This window comes from Methylophilus aquaticus, from assembly GCF_030769565.1.
In the GTDB taxonomy this organism is placed as follows: Bacteria; Pseudomonadota; Gammaproteobacteria; order Burkholderiales; family Methylophilaceae; genus Methylophilus; species Methylophilus aquaticus.
On the sequence record NZ_JAVCAP010000009.1, the window covers coordinates 42,967 to 58,296 of the forward strand.

At 48.6% G+C, this 15,330-nt stretch carries 13 protein-coding genes and 1 tRNA gene; 9 read left to right on the forward strand and 5 right to left on the reverse strand.

The window, feature by feature from the left end; translation table 11 throughout:
* Positions 1-42 precede the first annotated feature (42 nt).
* A complete protein-coding gene (locus tag Q9291_RS04535; protein WP_306388841.1) occupies positions 43-750 on the reverse strand; it encodes a HisA/HisF-related TIM barrel protein in 708 nt (235 codons plus the stop codon).
* Between Q9291_RS04535 and Q9291_RS04540 the strand changes: the two genes are divergently transcribed.
* Genes Q9291_RS04540 through Q9291_RS04555 form a run of 4 tightly spaced genes read left to right on the forward strand, consistent with a single transcriptional unit; the run spans position 745 to position 4,982 of the window.
* A complete protein-coding gene (locus tag Q9291_RS04540; protein WP_306388842.1) occupies positions 745-1,830 on the forward strand; it encodes an ATP-grasp domain-containing protein in 1,086 nt (361 codons plus the stop codon). The two genes, Q9291_RS04535 and Q9291_RS04540, sit on opposite strands and share 6 nt — an antisense overlap.
* Positions 1,823-2,869 (forward strand): hydantoinase/oxoprolinase family protein, encoded by a 1,047-nt coding sequence (locus Q9291_RS04545; protein WP_306388843.1) that lies wholly within the window; start codon positions 1,823-1,825, stop codon positions 2,867-2,869. Before Q9291_RS04540 ends, Q9291_RS04545 begins: the two co-directional genes overlap by 8 nt.
* Positions 2,860-4,323 carry an aminodeoxychorismate synthase component I gene (gene pabB, locus Q9291_RS04550; RefSeq protein WP_306388844.1) on the forward strand — a complete coding sequence of 488 codons (1,464 nt, stop codon included), beginning with the start codon at positions 2,860-2,862 and terminating at the stop codon, positions 4,321-4,323. The genes Q9291_RS04545 and pabB overlap by 10 nt, the downstream gene beginning before the upstream one ends.
* 2 nt (positions 4,324-4,325) lie before the next feature.
* Positions 4,326-4,982: an amino acid kinase family protein gene (locus tag Q9291_RS04555; RefSeq protein WP_306388845.1), complete on the forward strand. Its 657-nt coding sequence runs from the start codon at positions 4,326-4,328 to the stop codon at positions 4,980-4,982.
* 22 nt (positions 4,983-5,004) lie between these two features.
* On the opposite strand, the gene Q9291_RS04560 is transcribed toward Q9291_RS04555, so the two are convergent.
* The 4 genes from Q9291_RS04560 to Q9291_RS04575 all read right to left on the reverse strand — a co-directional run bounded on the left by Q9291_RS04560 (position 5,005) and on the right by Q9291_RS04575 (position 10,956).
* The gene (locus tag Q9291_RS04560) at positions 5,005-8,136 is read right to left on the reverse strand and encodes an efflux RND transporter permease subunit (protein WP_306388846.1); all 3,132 of its coding nucleotides are present in this window, start codon (positions 8,134-8,136) and stop codon (positions 5,005-5,007) included.
* 29 nt (positions 8,137-8,165) lie between these two features.
* Complete coding sequence (locus Q9291_RS04565; RefSeq protein ID WP_306388847.1) at positions 8,166-9,230, reverse strand: efflux RND transporter periplasmic adaptor subunit; 1,065 nt, start codon at positions 9,228-9,230, stop codon at positions 8,166-8,168.
* On the reverse strand, positions 9,227-10,588 hold the full coding sequence (locus Q9291_RS04570; protein ID WP_306388848.1) for a TolC family protein: 1,362 nt from the start codon (positions 10,586-10,588) through the stop codon (positions 9,227-9,229). Before Q9291_RS04570 ends, Q9291_RS04565 begins: the two co-directional genes overlap by 4 nt.
* Positions 10,589-10,707: 119 nt before the next feature.
* Positions 10,708-10,956 carry a hypothetical protein gene (locus Q9291_RS04575; RefSeq protein WP_306388849.1) on the reverse strand — a complete coding sequence of 83 codons (249 nt, stop codon included), beginning with the start codon at positions 10,954-10,956 and terminating at the stop codon, positions 10,708-10,710.
* Positions 10,957-11,095: 139 nt separating this feature from the next.
* Here Q9291_RS04575 and Q9291_RS04580 point away from each other — a divergent pair.
* The 5 genes from Q9291_RS04580 to clpX all read left to right on the forward strand — a co-directional run bounded on the left by Q9291_RS04580 (position 11,096) and on the right by clpX (position 15,271).
* Positions 11,096-11,180 (forward strand) — tRNA-Leu (locus Q9291_RS04580).
* Positions 11,181-11,333: 153 nt separating this feature from the next.
* Positions 11,334-11,708: a Rid family detoxifying hydrolase gene (locus Q9291_RS04585; RefSeq protein WP_306388850.1), complete on the forward strand. Its 375-nt coding sequence runs from the start codon at positions 11,334-11,336 to the stop codon at positions 11,706-11,708.
* Between the two features lie 283 nt (positions 11,709-11,991).
* Complete coding sequence (gene tig / locus Q9291_RS04590; RefSeq protein ID WP_306388851.1) at positions 11,992-13,299, forward strand: trigger factor; 1,308 nt, start codon at positions 11,992-11,994, stop codon at positions 13,297-13,299.
* Between the two features lie 3 nt (positions 13,300-13,302).
* Positions 13,303-13,950 carry an ATP-dependent Clp endopeptidase proteolytic subunit ClpP gene (gene clpP, locus Q9291_RS04595; protein WP_306388852.1) on the forward strand — a complete coding sequence of 216 codons (648 nt, stop codon included), beginning with the start codon at positions 13,303-13,305 and terminating at the stop codon, positions 13,948-13,950.
* Between the two features lie 31 nt (positions 13,951-13,981).
* Positions 13,982-15,271, forward strand: a complete 1,290-nt coding sequence (clpX, locus tag Q9291_RS04600; protein WP_306388853.1) for an ATP-dependent Clp protease ATP-binding subunit ClpX — start codon at positions 13,982-13,984, stop codon at positions 15,269-15,271.
* Positions 15,272-15,330 lie beyond the last annotated feature (59 nt).

Genomic DNA, 15,330 nt, shown 5'->3' on the forward strand with positions numbered 1-15,330 from the left:
CGCGTAATGTGTGTTTAAAAACCGGCCATTGGCCGGTTTTTTTTATGGCTGGAATGTAGTTATTTGCCGGGAGTTCAGTTGTTTCTGGTGTAATGCGCTGGCAATCAGCACACCATACGCACCTTGTGCTGCCAATGCTTGAATATCCTCCATATGCCGCACGCCGCCAGCAGCATAAAATTGCTGCTTTGGCGTGTGTTGCCGCATATGCATTAACCTGTCGAGGTCAGGGCCCTGCTGTGCACCTACCTTGGGTAAACTCATCAGAATAGTGGGTTGCGACCATAGGGCTGAATTTTCGAGTAAGCCCGCAGGTCCTTTAAATCCCTCACTGAAAAAATCCAGCGATAGCCTGCTCTCGGGCGCTTGTTGATATAACTGTTGGTAACTTTCAATGCTGCCCAATACTTCGCTGGCTAATATAGGCGTGACACCGATTCCTTGCCAGCGCTGCAAGTCCTGCGAGGTGCAGATGCCTGCATCTACCCACCAAGTAATCTGCGGGAAGCTCTGCATGGCACGTTGTATGAGCGCACGATGGTCAGCCAGCTGCGTGTCTTTGGTGATGGCATTTAAATCAGCAATATACACACAGTCGAACGGATAAACTTGTAAAATAGCATCTACGACATCGATCAAATGATGGCTGCTTGTCAGTTGGGATTGTATCGGGCGGTAATGCTGCCGCTGGCCTCTGACGGCTTGAACGACATGGCCATGCATCAGGTCGATGACGGGAATAATATGCAAAATAATGCTCGCTTAAAAATCTGGGTGTGTGAATTTATCAGTGCCGGTGGTCTGGCATCACAAGCATTGCCTGCCAGCTTGTTGCAGGAGGGGGTGCTGATGCGCGATGCTTTGCTCGCAGACCTCTCGGCTTTGGCTGTGGATTGTATCACCAGCCATGATGTGCGCGTTGCATCACCGGTGCAGGCCGGTGTCAACAGTCAGCCGATTGGTGACCAAGATGCGCCATGGCAGGTCTGGCAGCAACAGTTACAGGATGCCGAGATTACTGCCGTGTGGGTGATCGCGCCTGAGACTGATGGTATCCTGCTTCGCCTGCAGATGCTGGTTGCGGAGGCAGGGAAGCGCTGGATAGGATGTCATGCCGAAGCGATTGCGGTTGCCACCAGCAAAGCGCGCATGGCCGAGCGGTGTGCACAACAAGGTATCGCAGTGATTCCCCATCAATATTTACAAAAGTGGACGGCCAGTGCACAGTTGCCTGAAGCCCTGGCCTGGGTAGTCAAGCCCGATGATGGCGCCGGTTGCGAGTATAGTTATTATGTCGAGCTTCGTCAGCAAGTCTCTGCACTCAAAAAGTACTTCATGGAACACCTGCCCGAACGTTACCCGGCCATGCTGATACAGCCTTACATTGCGGGCCAGGCATTGAGCATGTCTGTCATCGCCACTACCCATGCTGTTAAAGTCATTGCGGCACATACCCAGCAGATTGCAGTGATTGATGGCCAATTGCGCTTTCAGGGCGCTGGTGTTCATCATGCCAGCCAACATTTGTCAGCCATGCAAGCCCTGGCTGGAAGCATACATCGCGCGATACCGGGCCTGATCGGCTACTGGGGCGCTGATATGATTCTGACCGAAGAGAGTCGCCTGGTGTTGGTTGAGATTAATCCGCGCCTGACCACACCTTATATCGCATTGTCTGGAGTGCTTGACTACAATCCGGCAGGAGCTATTCTGTCTGCGGTGTTTGATCAGCAACTGCCTTCGTCAGTGGCTAACGATGGCTGTACCTTGCAGCTGCTCCCTGTGACGATAACGAAAATGCATGCATCCAATGTGGTGTGTCATGGCTAGTCCGGTGATTGGCTGGGATATCGGCGGCGCGCATGTTAAAGCCGTGATGCTAAATGCGCAGGGCGCTGTCTGCAAGGCTATGCAACATCCTTGCGCATTATGGAAAGGTCTGCATCTGCTTGATGAGGCTGTATTACACATCCTGCAAGCGTGGCAGTTGCGCGCAGAAGACTGTGCGCATGCCGTCACTATGACGGGTGAACTGGTCGATTTATTTGCCTGCCGCGAAGAGGGGGTACTGGCAATTGCTGACAGCGTGCTGCGACTGTTACCACGGGCCTCCTTTTATGCAGCCAGTGCGGAACATGCGGAATTTATTGTGGATGTGCGTGGTCATGCGGTGCACGTGGCCTCCATGAACTGGCATGCATCGGCGCAGTCCATTGCGCAGATGTCATCACACCAAACTTTGATCGTCGTCGATATTGGATCCACGACAACAGATGTGACATGGTGTGAGGGCAATCAGGTGCAGACTTCCGGCTGGACGGATGCAGCGCGGATGAAGTTTGGCGGCTTGCTGTATACAGGCGTTGTACGAACGCCGCTGATGGCATTGGGTCCGTGGCTGAATCGACAGGGGAAACTACAACACGTTGCTGCCGAGTATTTTGCAACCACAGCTGATGTTTACCGTGTGCTTGGCGAGTTACCACCCTCCGATGATATGGCAGACACCGCTGATGGCCAAGATAAGTCAGCACTGGCTACCATGCGACGTTTGGCCAGGATGGTGGGTCACGATGTAGACGATGCGACTGCGCCAGTATGGCAAACACTGGCGCAAGACTTTAAACAACAACAATTGGATATTATGGAGCGTACATTACAACAAACGCTTGTCATGCATGCACAGAGCCCTGTGTTGGTCGGGTTGGGCGCCGGGGCCTTTTTGCTTCCTGCATTGGCCAAGCGGCTGGATCTGGTGTATCAGCCAGTGCAAGACATGATCACCGCAGAAACCACGGCATTACAGCATCTGGCTGGCGTTTGTTTTCCGGCATATGCAGTGTCGAGATTATGGCAAACATGGCATTGATTCAACTTGTATTACCTTATGCCGAAGGTGCGTACTGGCTGGCAAAATTACGGCAATCGAGTTGGCCGATGTTGCTGGAAAGTGGGCAGGTCGGCCAGCCGTTGCAAGCGCAAACCCCGCTCTCTGTTGACGAAGAAATCAGTCTCGGTGCGCGTTTTGATATTGTGGTTGCTGATCCTGTGGTCAAGCTGATACATGCTCAGCAACACACCACGGTGGTGACGCAGACCGAGACCACGGTAACATCGCAAGATCCTTTTGCTGCCATTCAGGCGTGGTTGCAGCCAAATACAGTGCCTAACAGCGTTTTGAGGGAAGCCGGCATTCCTTTTGCCGGCGGCGCCTTGGGCTATTTTGCATATGATCTGGGGCGCAGTATAGAGCGTTTACCCTGTCTGGCAGCACAAGAGACCCCCGTTCCTGACATGCTGGTGGGTATTTACGATTGGGCCATTATTGTTGACCACCACCAGCAGCGTGCCCAACTGGTGTCATTGGCCCGTTTCAGGACGGTCGCCGACATTCACAGCCTGCATCAGCAACTGCTGGCAACAGCGACACCCGAGGCGAGAGAACAGTTTGCCGTGAACGGCACGCTGCAGCATAATCTGAGTCCGGCTGGATATGCGCAGGCATTTGCCCGTGTCAAAGACTACATCACGGCGGGCGATTGCTACCAGATCAATCTGGCACAGCGCCTGAGCGTGCCGGTATCGGGCGACAGCTGGCAGGCCTATGAAGTGTTTCGCCAGTTCAGTCGGGCACCATTTATGGCTTATTTACAGGTGGATGATGGGCAGGAACAGTCGTTTGAAATATTGTCCATGTCGCCAGAACGTTTTTTGCAGGTACGCGAAGGCGTAGTGGAGACCCGCCCAATCAAAGGTACGCGTCCTCGTCATGTGGATCCTGTGCAAGATGCACTGGTGGCTGAAAGCTTGGCCGCCAGCAGCAAGGACCGTGCAGAAAATCTGATGATTGTTGATCTGTTACGCAATGACATTGGCAAGGTCTGTGAGATTGGGTCAGTCAAGGTGGATGCCTTGTTCCGCCTGCAGCGCTTTACCAATGTACATCACCTGGTCAGCATTGTCCGGGGACGGCTGGCCGCTGGCTATCATGCGCTGGATTTATTGCGTGGCTGCTTCCCAGGCGGCTCGATTACGGGTGCACCCAAGTTACGCGCCATGGAAATTATTGAGGCGCTGGAGCCGCATCGTCGTCATGTGTATTGTGGCAGCATAGGCTATATCGGTTTTGATGGTAGCATGGATACCAATATTGCCATTCGGACTGCCGTCATTTATCGCCAACAGATGACTTTCTATGCCGGTGGTGGCGTAGTTGCTGACTCCGATTGTGACAAGGAGTATCAGGAAACGCTGGACAAGGCCTCTCAATTCATACGCCTGGTACAGCACTTTCAAACGCAATCTCACGACAGGGGATCATAACAATGTGGGTCATCAAGCTGGGGGGCAGTGTGACGCGACACAGCAGTTTGACGCAATGGTTGCAACTGGTTGCCCGCTGGGGAGATGGTAAAGTTATTGTGGTGCCAGGGGGCGGGTTGTATGCAGATGCAGTGCGTCATTTTCAACAGATGCGGACAGCGTTTGCCGACGGCCAACTTGATGAAGAGCACGCACATGCCTTGGCAATTTATGCCATGGATCAGATGGCGCGAAGCTTTGTGGCTATGGTGCCCGAACTCGTGTTGGTGCGCAACCCGCTGGAAATTGCCGAACGTGGCTGGCAACATCGGGGGTTGGTGTGGTTGCCAAGTGAAATGGCACTGAATCCAGATGAGTGGGCGCAAAGCGGCTTGCCAGAAAGCTGGGAGGTAACTTCAGATAGCCTTGCTGCTTGGTTGGCATTAAAGTTGGAAGCAGAACAATTGATTCTGATTAAGTCCGATGCGCGGATTTTAGAGCATCAAGCTGGTTATCGCTTGTCGCAATTACAATCGCAAGGCATTGTTGACCATGGGATATCCCGTGTCTTGAATGGGGTGCCTTACAGTAGTTGGGTGATGCATCAAACACGGTTCGATCTTTTTGAACACGGGTTTATCTCTGACCGTCTTTCAGGACGTATAGAAGACAACCATTAAATCTGGAAATCTGCGGAAATGGCTAAGAGGCTTCTGTTTTCTCAAACTTTCCAAAATGCAGCATAATCGTTGGCAAAATTAATAAGTTTAATATGGTTGAAGAAATTAGACCTCCAACGATAATGGTTGCCATTGGCCCTTCAATCTCTCGACCAGGTTCGCCGCTTCCCAATGCTAATGGTAATAACCCAAGTGCCGTGACCAGTGCTGTCATCAGAACAGATGGCAGACGTTCTGAGGCTCCTCGAATACAGGTGTCCAGGTTCCAGTGACAGCCTTCTGCATCAATCAGGTGCTGAAAATGAGAAACCATCATGATCGAGTTACGCAGTGTAATTCCGAACAAGGTAACAAAACCGACCAACGAGCCAACAGAAAGCCAGCCACCAGTAAAAAATGCTGCAATGACACCACCAATTAAAGCAAAGGGCAAGTTGGCAAATGTGAGCAGCAAATTGCGCAAACGACCTAATGCAATATACAGCATCAGGAAAATGGCCACGCCTGCCACCACCGCATGTACTATCAAATCTTCACGGGATTGGGTACTTGCTTCGGCTTCACCGCTAAACTCTATGTAGTTGCCTGTGTGCAGCTTTATTTCGCGATACAAAGTTTTTTTAATTTCCTCTATCGCCAATGTCTGATCTCTGCCACCGATATTAGCCGTCACCGTTTGAATGCGCTTTGCGCCCGCATGCAATATTTTTGAGCGACCGTTTTCCTGCCCGATGTAAGCGACATCAGACAATTTGAGCATCTGCCCTTCGGCGTTGAAAATAGGGATGTTGCGCATGTCACCAATGTCGTCACGTGTGTCGTCATTCAATAATACACTCAAGCCAATTGAGCGGTTGCCTATGTAAATATGGTTGACAGGTACACCCTCATAACAGGCGCGAATTGTATCCAGTACATCCATGGGGTGCAGCCCCCACAGAGCCAGTTTTTCCATTTTCAGGCGGATCACAATTTCCGGAGTACCTGGCGGAGATTGCACCATGACATCTTTGATGCCTTTGATACCTTGTATGGTATGGGCAATTCTTTGCGCATCGCGATCCAGTGCATCGAGATCCTGCCCATAAATATTAATCACCAATCCGGCGGCATAGCCTGAAATCGTTTCCTCTATCCGTTCAGTCAGGAAGGTGTTGATGGCAAAGTTGGCACCTACAAACCCTGTTTCAGCCTTGTTGTCATCGTCATCATCGATCAGTTCGCCTGAGAGTTCTTCACGAATATTGTTTAAAATACGGTCTTGTTCTTTGCCGGATCGGGTGCCAATTTCAATTTCAAACTCACTGTAGTGAGTGCCAAAGGTATCGGCAGCATTGGGCGCGCGACCCACCCATTGTGTGACTGTTTTGACCCCGGGTATTTCAGCAAGTATCTTGGTCACAGTACTGCCTAGTCGCAAGGACTCGGTTTCCGACGTACCGGGAACTGTCGTCATATGCATAATAAAATGACCTTCATGCAAGGCTGGAATAAATTGACTTCTAAATAGAGGGAGCACACCCAATCCCAGCGCGATACTGATAAAGCTTGCGACCAGAATGATTTTAGAATGCTTTTCAATGCGATGCAGCCCTGCAATATAACGTTGCTTGAGCCAATCAATGACGGGTGCTTCCTGATTAGTTAACTGAGCACGCCCCAGCATGAGGTAACACAGGGCCGGTGTAAGAGTCAGCGCAACCGCCAGCGACGCCAGAGTAGCGGTGATATAAGCGTATCCCAATGGCGCAAACAGTTTTCCCGCCACCCCAGATAAAGTCAATAACGGTAAAAAGACCAGTGCCACAATGATGGTGGCATAAACAACAGAGCTACGTACTTCCATGGAAGCTTCGAATACGACTTGTGAGATTGGGCGTGATGTAACCAGCATACGGTTTTCGCGCAAACGCCGGAAAATATTTTCAGTATCAATAATCGCGTCATCCACTACCTCACCTAATGCAATTGCCAGTCCGCCCAGTACCATAATATTCAGGCCTATCCCAAACTGGTGCAGTACCATAATGGCCGTGAGCAGTGACAATGGAATCGCTGTTGCAGAAATGACCGCTGTGCGCAGATTAAATAAAAATACAAATAATACCGAGATGACCAATACCGAGCCGATCAGAATGTCGGTTTGCACCCCATCAATCGCGGTTTCAATGAAGTTGGCAGGCCTGAACAAGCCCTCATGCAAGGTCACTTGCTGTTGTGTCAGGCTAGGTTTGATTGAAGTCAGTGCCTGTTCAAGTGCTTTGGTAACGGCATGGGTGTTTGCACCAAATTGCCCTTGTACCGACAAGTATATACCCTGCTTACCGTCGATTGCGGCGGCACTGATGGAAGGCGCAGCCCCTTCCACCACTTGCGCTACATCTGCGATGCGAATAGTGCGTCCCAGTTTTCGCACCAGCGTGACATTGGCAAGCTGCTGCGGGCTGCTGGTTTGCCCTTGGCTGTTTAAAATAATGCGCTGGTTATCGTTTTGAATATATCCTGCGCCACTTACGCCTGTGGCGCGTCTGGCTGCGTTGACCACATCCTGCACATTGAGTTGATACAGCATCAGTTTGCGCGGGTCAATTTTGATCTGGAACTGGCGGACCTCGCCGCCGAACACATTGACATCTGCCACGCCGGGGATGGCCAACAGGTGTGGTGTGATATGCCAGTCGACAATGGTGCGCAGTTGCATCAGGCTAAGTGTTTTTGATGTTACTCCCAAGCCCAGCACTGTGCTGGCCGAAGAGGTGAGCGGGGTGATGTTGGGGGTGATGCCGACAGGCAATAGATTGGCAACAGTGTTCAGATGTTCTGCAATGATTTGCCGGTTTCTGTATACGTCAGTCTTGTCATTAAAAATAACCGTGATGATAGACAGCCCCGGAATGGATTGCGAACGCAAGCTTTTGATGCCAATCGCACCGGTAATGCTGTTTTCAATCGGCTGGGTGATGAGTTTTTCCACCAAGCTTGCCGAGAGTCCAGGTGATTCGGTTTGAATCACCACTTGTGCTGGCGAAAACTCCGGGAACACATCAAGGTTTGCTTGTGTCAGGCTATATCCGCCATACAACACGACCAACAATGCCAAGCCGATGATGACACCATAAAAGCGAATCGCAAACTTTACGAGGGAGGTCATCATCGGGCTATCGTCATCAGCATACGGATACGTTAATCGTCGTTTTCATTTTTAATCAAAAACTTGAACTCTTCAGAAAGTAGAAGCTGAGCACCACGTGTGACCACTTCTGCACCCGCTGGCAAGCTGGTATCAAACCAGCCATCATCCAGTTCGGTCTCCATCGACACTGGTTTACGTAAAAAGGTATCAGGTTTGGTTTTGACGTAAACCCAGGCCAAGCCTGCATGCCATACGATGGCTTGGTTGGGAACCATGACACCATGCAGCATGGCCGATGAAGACTGTGCCGGAACCACATTAACTCGCATGCCGATACGCAAATAGTCAGCTGGAGCGCTGTAAAAATAGGTTTTTCCTATATTGCTGATGTCGCTTTGTATAGATTGAGAAACATATTCTGCCTGTATTGGTTTGACATGGTCATGGATAGGCGTGATATTGATATATGAGTGCGGGTCAGGGTCTTTAAAGTTGAGTGGAAAGCTCACTTGCACCAGTACTTTCTTTTGTAAAAGAAGGTCATGCAAGGCATTTGTGGTCGACTGCTGCGTCACGAGTGCTGCTAACGGTTTGCCCCATTGTGCAATGATGGTTTCTCTTAATGCACTCAGTTGGCTTTGGGTGGCGCTGATTTGTGTCTGGTCATTAATGACCAGTGCCTGCGCTTCCTGCATGACTTTGTCAGATACGTTTTTATCATCCTCATTCAGCTGTTTGTAACGCTGGTACTGTAACTGATGGTTTGGTAATACACTCTCGGCGACTGCCAATTGTGTTTTTAACAGCTGGTATTGGCTGTTGTAATCAATCAGGGTTTGTATGGAAACCACAGTGCCCAGAGCCTTGATATTGCCATGATAGGCATATGCTTGCAGAGGATGTACGCTGATGCCACTGTTGTTTTGTGCTGCCTGGGAAAGTTGCACCATTTGCAATCCATTTTGTTGCACAATATGTGAGAATCCTGAGATGTCTTCATCATCCGAGGCCTGCAATGACTCATACTCGTCTTTACCGTAGAAAATAACGATCCAGAACAGACTGATAATGAGTACAGTCTGAGCCCCAATAATCCACAGTGCTTTTTTACTCATTGTGCTTGCACCTCTTGTTTTCGTGCATCCAATGCATGGATGCTTTCTGAGAGTAATAGTGGTTTTTGCATGACATTCTCAATCTCTTGTAATGCACGCAACACATTTGCCTGTTGTAAGACCAGGCGTTGTTGCGCAGAATACAACTGTATTTCAGCCTGCAAGTATTCTATTTTATCAATCAGTCCGCTTCGCCATTGATTTTCCAGTTGCTGTTTACGCTTTACCTGTTGTTCGAACTCTTCGGTTATGGTGATCAGTAGTTTTGTCGCATGATGAAATTTTAAATACGACTGTTCTGAAAGCTGAACCACATGGTGCTGTAATGCATAAAAGCGAGCGGCTTCGTTCTGACGCACTTGCTCGGCATTTGCCCACAGGTCAGACGAACGGTTAAGTAGATTAAGCATGCTGCTTATGCCCAGCGACCATATCTTATCGCCGTACTCATAGAGGATTCCAGGACTGAGAGATAAGTTAGGGTAGCGTTTGGCCATTTCCAACTTTAACTGCGATTCAGCTTTGGCATATTGCGCCAAACCGCGTTGAATATCCATGCGGTTGGTTAAAGCATAGTGCTGAATGGTTTGTGCATCTTTGTATTGTTGCTGATTTTCCAGTCGCATTTTTAATAGTTGCGTCAAATTGACTGATGCAATCTGAATGGCGGCAGGTTGCTGATCAGTCAGTCCTGCATCGTGTGTGATTTTTTGTTCGGTTTGTCTGATTTGCGTATCAAGTTGTTGTAGCTGCCAGCTTAGTTGATCATGTTGTAGTTTGATGGGTAAAACTTCAGATTTTCCAGCTACCCCGACATCCAGCCGTTTTTGATACGCACTCAAAAGATTGGCTTGCGCCATATGTAGCCTGGATAAGCTCCATTGCATGGCGCGTTGCTCGGATAAGCTAATCATATCCATGCTAAGTTGCTGGCGTAAAGACCACGCTGTTTCTGCCATCAGGATTTTTGCAATGTCTGCCTGGTATTGGGCAATCTCGATATTGATCTGGCGTTTGTTGGCCGTAATGACAGGGATATCCACCTGTAGTCCATACGACCACGGGTTGATATCGCCATTGGCGCGGTTGCTTTGTGCCAAATGACTGTTAAGGCCAATTTGCGGTCGCAGGCCTGCACTGGTAATACCTGCTAAGGCCACTGCATAATCAGATTTTGCAACCTTGAGTGCCGGGTGATAATACAGCGCCGATAAGGTCAGATGATCCAGATCCCAGCTGGTAATCGGCCAACTGGTTTGAGGATAGGCATTATTTAAAAACTGCCTGAATCCCTCTTGAGAGGGTGTAGCATGTGTGATGTTTTCAATATTTTGCTGCTGCTGAATAGGGCGAGGCAAGTAAGCGCTGCAGGCCGTTAGTAGTGAAATAATGAAACAGGTTGTGTATCGCATGGGGCTGCTACAGGAGTCCATCTGCAAATCACAGGAAAATCAAATCAACATCACTAGCGTTGTGATTACTCGACGATTGTCGCGTGCACTGCATCCAGTGCATCTTGCAACAACTCTTCTGGTAACTGGTTAATTGTGGTTGCGAGTAGGTCAGCAGCCTCTACTGTGCGGATAGGCAAGTCCGCAGTATTCAACTCTGCAATCAGGCCAGCGGCCACACCGGTGATTTTTAGCAGGATTTCGCGCTCTCTCATCAGTAGTTCCAGCTCTGCCCTGAGCATGTTATCTTCGGCTGTATGTATTTGTTGTCCCATGATTTCATATTGTTTGTTGCTTAGCCATGCATCTTGCAGTTGAAAGCGAAGCTTGTCAATGTGATCAGTATTGTTTGTGGCTAAACATCAAGTGCGTTATAATAACGGCCTATTATCAATATCGATCAGATGTTGATTGGCGAAAGTGGCGGAATTGGTAGACGCACTGGATTTAGGTTCCAGCGCCGCGAGGCGTGAGAGTTCGAGTCTCTCCTTTCGCACCAGCAAATGCTGGTGTGAATCTTCAGATTGAAATGAGCGAGATTCAAATCGGACGATTAGGCTTCCCTTGGCGGGAGGCCTTTATTATTTGTAAGTTTGTTTTTGTTGTAAAGTGGCTGTTTTATTTTTGATTAAATGGCAGAATTGAGGAAGAAATGAACACAATACAGACACCTGCTGCACCTGCTGCAATTGGTCCTTATGCACAAGGGGTTGTGGTTGGTAATATTTTATATACCTCCGGTCAAATTGCGTTGCGGCCTGATGGCACACTGAATGACGGTGATATCGTGACGCAAACAAAACAGGTTCTCTCTAATTTGCAGGCTATCATTGAGGCGGCTGGTGGCAATCTGCAACAAGTCGTTAAAACCACGGTTTTTTTAAAAAATCTGGATGATTTTGTTGCAATGAATCAGGTGTATGCTGAGGCGTTCGGAACGCACACCCCTGCAAGGTCGACGGTTCAGGTTGCCAAGCTACCACGTGATGTACTCGTGGAAATTGAGGCGATTGTCGCTATAAGTTAAACAGCATCACTTCGAGCGAGCGATTGGAATGTTGGTCATCTTCGAAGTTGTTGATTGTCATTCGTCCACAAAACCTTTTTTCAACAGGCTGCACTTGCAGCCTAAAGTTTATTTCAATTAAGAGTTGTGTTATATTTTCATGCTCTTTTTTCATAATTTGATCTGCCTTCCTGAGCATTAAAGTGTAGGCAGGTTATGTTAGGGATTAACTTTAATGGCATGTACAACATGCCCATCATCATAACCCATCGTTGCTCGCAACGATTTTTACAGGAAGTGCAGCATGGCAGCAGTATCTGTTGAAACAGTCAGCAACTTGGAACGTCGCATGACAATCAAAGTCCCTTTGGCTCCATTAGAAGGGCAAATTAGACAACGATTGCAACAAATTTCGCGTACCGCCAAATTTTCTGGTTTCCGTCCCGGTAAAGCACCGATCGGTCTGGTAAATCAGCATTATGGCGATCAGGTGCGGGACGAAATTTATTCCAAGGCGGTTGAAACCAGCTTTGGTGATGCTGTAGAGCAGAACAAGTTGCGCGTGGCTGGCTTTCCAAATATTGAGCATCTGCCTTTTAAAGACGCTGCTGAAGAGTTCGAGTATGTGGCGACTTTCGAGATTTTTCCGGAAGTGTCAGTGGGCGATTTGAGCAAGGCAAAAATCGAGCGACCAACGATGGAAGTTGGAGACGCCGATATCGAAAAAACACTGGATGTGCTGGTCAAACAGCGTGTCAGTTTTGAGCTGGTGAAGCGGGTGTCAAAAAAAGGTGATCGCATTAATATCACTTTAACTGCATCTATGGATGGACAGGAAGTTGAAAGCACAGGTGACCGCGGGATTGATTTGGTGATTGGTGAGCCAGGTCGAGTCAAAGAATTTGACGATGCCCTGATTGGCAGCAAAGCAGGGGCTGAAAAAACATTTGATATTACTTATCCTGCTGATCACAATCCGGCACAGTTGGCTGGAAAAACAGTGAGTTACGCAGTGAAGTTTATCTCTGTTTCTCAGCCTGTTTATCCGGAAGTTGATGCTGAGTTTGCAAAAAGCTTGGGTGTAGAAGATGGGAATCTGGACACCATGAAAGCTGAAATCAAGCAAAGTCTGGTGCAAGAAGTAGACAAACGCATCAAAGCGCGTGTTAAAGAAGCGGTATTCCAGGCGCTTGTGGCCGCAAGCAGTTTTGAGGTGCCTAAAGCCATTGTGTCTGCAGAAACAAATCGCCTGATGCAAGCTGCGGCACAAAATCTGCAGCAGCGCGGCATGGATCCAACTACAATCCAGTTGGAACCATCCATGTTTGAGGAGCAGGCACAACGCAATGCCAAGCTCCGCCTGAGTTTGACGGAAATTGTGAACAGTCATAACTTGCAAGCTGATGCAGATCAGGTACGTGCAATGGTGGATACATTTGCGCAAAGCTTTGAACAGCCTGAGCAACTGGTGAACTGGTATTATGCAGATGTGAAACGTCTGGATGAACCTGCAGCACTGGCTACTGAAGAGAATGTGGTGAACTGGGTGTTGGAAAAAGCCAAAGTGACCGATAAGAAAATTAAATTTGATGAATTGATGGCAGGTGTTTAAACCATGAACTATATGAACGCAAGCGAGCACATGATGCAACAACGGATAGAACCGCAAGGGCTGGGGTATATCCCCATGGTGATTGAGCAAAGTGGCAGAGGCGAGCGTTCATATGACATCTATTCGCGCTTGCTGAAGGAGCGTGTGATTTTCCTGGTGGGGCCAGTCAATGATATGACTGCCAATCTGGTAGTGGCGCAGTTGCTGTTTTTGGAAGCAGAAAATCCTGACAAGGATATTTCGCTTTATATCAACTCACCTGGGGGCTCAGTCACCGCCGGCATGTCGATTTATGACACCATGCAGTTTATCAAGCCGGATGTCAGTACCTTATGTATTGGTCAGGCGGCCAGCATGGGGGCGTTTTTGTTGACAGCAGGTGCCAAAGGCAAACGTTTTTGTTTGCCTAACTCTCGTGTCATGATTCACCAACCTTTAGGTGGTTTTCAAGGGCAGGCATCAGACATTGAAATCCATGCCAAAGAGATTTTGTATTTAAAAGACAAGTTGAACGGGATGATGGCTCACCATACTGGTCAAAATATTGAAACCATTGCCAACGATACCGATCGTGACAATTTTATGAGTGCCGAAGCTGCCAAGGCTTATGGTCTGGTCGACGAGGTGGTTGCTGCGCGTAAAACTGTTTAACTAGTTGAAAAGCGTATAGCAGAGGAAAATCATGGCAAACAAATCTGATAGCGAAAAGCTTCTTTATTGCTCATTTTGTGGCAAAAGCCAGCATGAAGTTAAAAAACTTATTGCCGGACCTTCTGTATTTATCTGTGATGAATGTGTGGATTTGTGCAATGACATTATTCGTGAAGAAATCCAGAACCTGAATGAGATCAAGTCGGCCGATAAAAAACTGCCGAAGCCGCAAGAAATTTGTTCCATTCTTGATCAGTATGTCATTGGGCAAGTACAAGCCAAGAAAAATCTGGCAGTGGCGGTTTACAATCATTATAAGCGCCTGGGTTACAACCCGCTGGCTGACGGTGGTCAAACCAGCAAAGACGATGTCGAAGTCCAAAAGAGCAATATTCTGCTGATTGGGCCGACTGGGTCAGGCAAAACATTGCTGGCACAAACGCTGGCGCGCTTGCTGGATGTCCCGTTTGTAATGGCCGATGCCACTACCTTGACTGAAGCAGGGTATGTGGGTGAGGATGTCGAGAACATCATGCAGAAGCTGCTGCAAAAATGCGACTATGATGTCGAAAAAGCACAGCGCGGTATTGTCTATATTGATGAAGTCGACAAGATTTCCCGCAAGTCTGACAATCCATCCATCACGCGTGACGTTTCCGGCGAAGGGGTGCAGCAGGCTCTGTTGAAACTCATTGAAGGCACGATTGCTTCTGTGCCGCCACAAGGCGGTCGCAAACATCCTAATCAGGAGTTTGTCCAGTTGGATACCACCAACATCCTGTTTATTTGTGGTGGTGCATTTGATGGTCTGGAAAAAGTGATTCGCCATCGCTCCGAAAAAGGCGGTATTGGTTTCGGTGCCGAAGTAAAGAGCAAGGAAGATGTGCGTGCGGTAGGTGAGGTCTTGCGAGAAGTTGAGCCTGAAGATTTGATCAAATTTGGTTTAATTCCAGAGTTTATTGGTCGTTTACCAGTGGTCGCGACGTTGGAGTCATTAGATGAAGCCGCCTTGATGACCATTTTGATTGAACCAAAAAATGCGTTAACCAAGCAATATATGAAGTTGTTCAAAATGGAAGGGGTCGAGCTTGAGTTCGAAGACTCCGCCTTGCGCCTGATTGCTAAAAAAGCATTGGAACGCAAAACCGGTGCGCGTGGCTTACGCTCCATATTGGAACATTCGCTGCTTGACCTCATGTACGAACTACCTTCGATGCAGGGCTTGTCCAAAGTTATTGTGGACGCTGGTGCCATCGAACACACGTCAGAACCTGTCCTGATTTATCAGGATGCACAAAAACGCGTCGAAAACGCGCATTAAATCCAGCTTGCAATAGCCGCCCGGCTATTGCAAGATAACATCTATACCAAAAGATGTCT

What these genes read in the sequence shown, in the direction of transcription:
- Q9291_RS04540 (WP_306388842.1), top strand. Translation starts at nt 745, where the DNA reads ATGCAAAATAATGCTCGCTTAAAAATCTGGGTGTGTGAATTTATCAGT.
- clpX (WP_306388853.1), top strand. Translation starts at nt 13,982, where the DNA reads ATGGCAAACAAATCTGATAGCGAAAAGCTTCTTTATTGCTCATTTTGT.
- Q9291_RS04575 (WP_306388849.1), bottom strand. Translation starts at nt 10,956, where the DNA reads ATGGGACAACAAATACATACAGCCGAAGATAACATGCTCAGGGCAGAG.
- tig (WP_306388851.1), top strand. Translation starts at nt 11,992, where the DNA reads ATGGCAGCAGTATCTGTTGAAACAGTCAGCAACTTGGAACGTCGCATG.
- Q9291_RS04555 (WP_306388845.1), top strand. Translation starts at nt 4,326, where the DNA reads ATGTGGGTCATCAAGCTGGGGGGCAGTGTGACGCGACACAGCAGTTTG.
- Q9291_RS04585 (WP_306388850.1), top strand. Translation starts at nt 11,334, where the DNA reads ATGAACACAATACAGACACCTGCTGCACCTGCTGCAATTGGTCCTTAT.
- pabB (WP_306388844.1), top strand. Translation starts at nt 2,860, where the DNA reads ATGGCATTGATTCAACTTGTATTACCTTATGCCGAAGGTGCGTACTGG.
- Q9291_RS04565 (WP_306388847.1), bottom strand. Translation starts at nt 9,230, where the DNA reads ATGAGTAAAAAAGCACTGTGGATTATTGGGGCTCAGACTGTACTCATT.
- Q9291_RS04560 (WP_306388846.1), bottom strand. Translation starts at nt 8,136, where the DNA reads ATGATGACCTCCCTCGTAAAGTTTGCGATTCGCTTTTATGGTGTCATC.
- Q9291_RS04545 (WP_306388843.1), top strand. Translation starts at nt 1,823, where the DNA reads ATGGCTAGTCCGGTGATTGGCTGGGATATCGGCGGCGCGCATGTTAAA.
- clpP (WP_306388852.1), top strand. Translation starts at nt 13,303, where the DNA reads ATGAACTATATGAACGCAAGCGAGCACATGATGCAACAACGGATAGAA.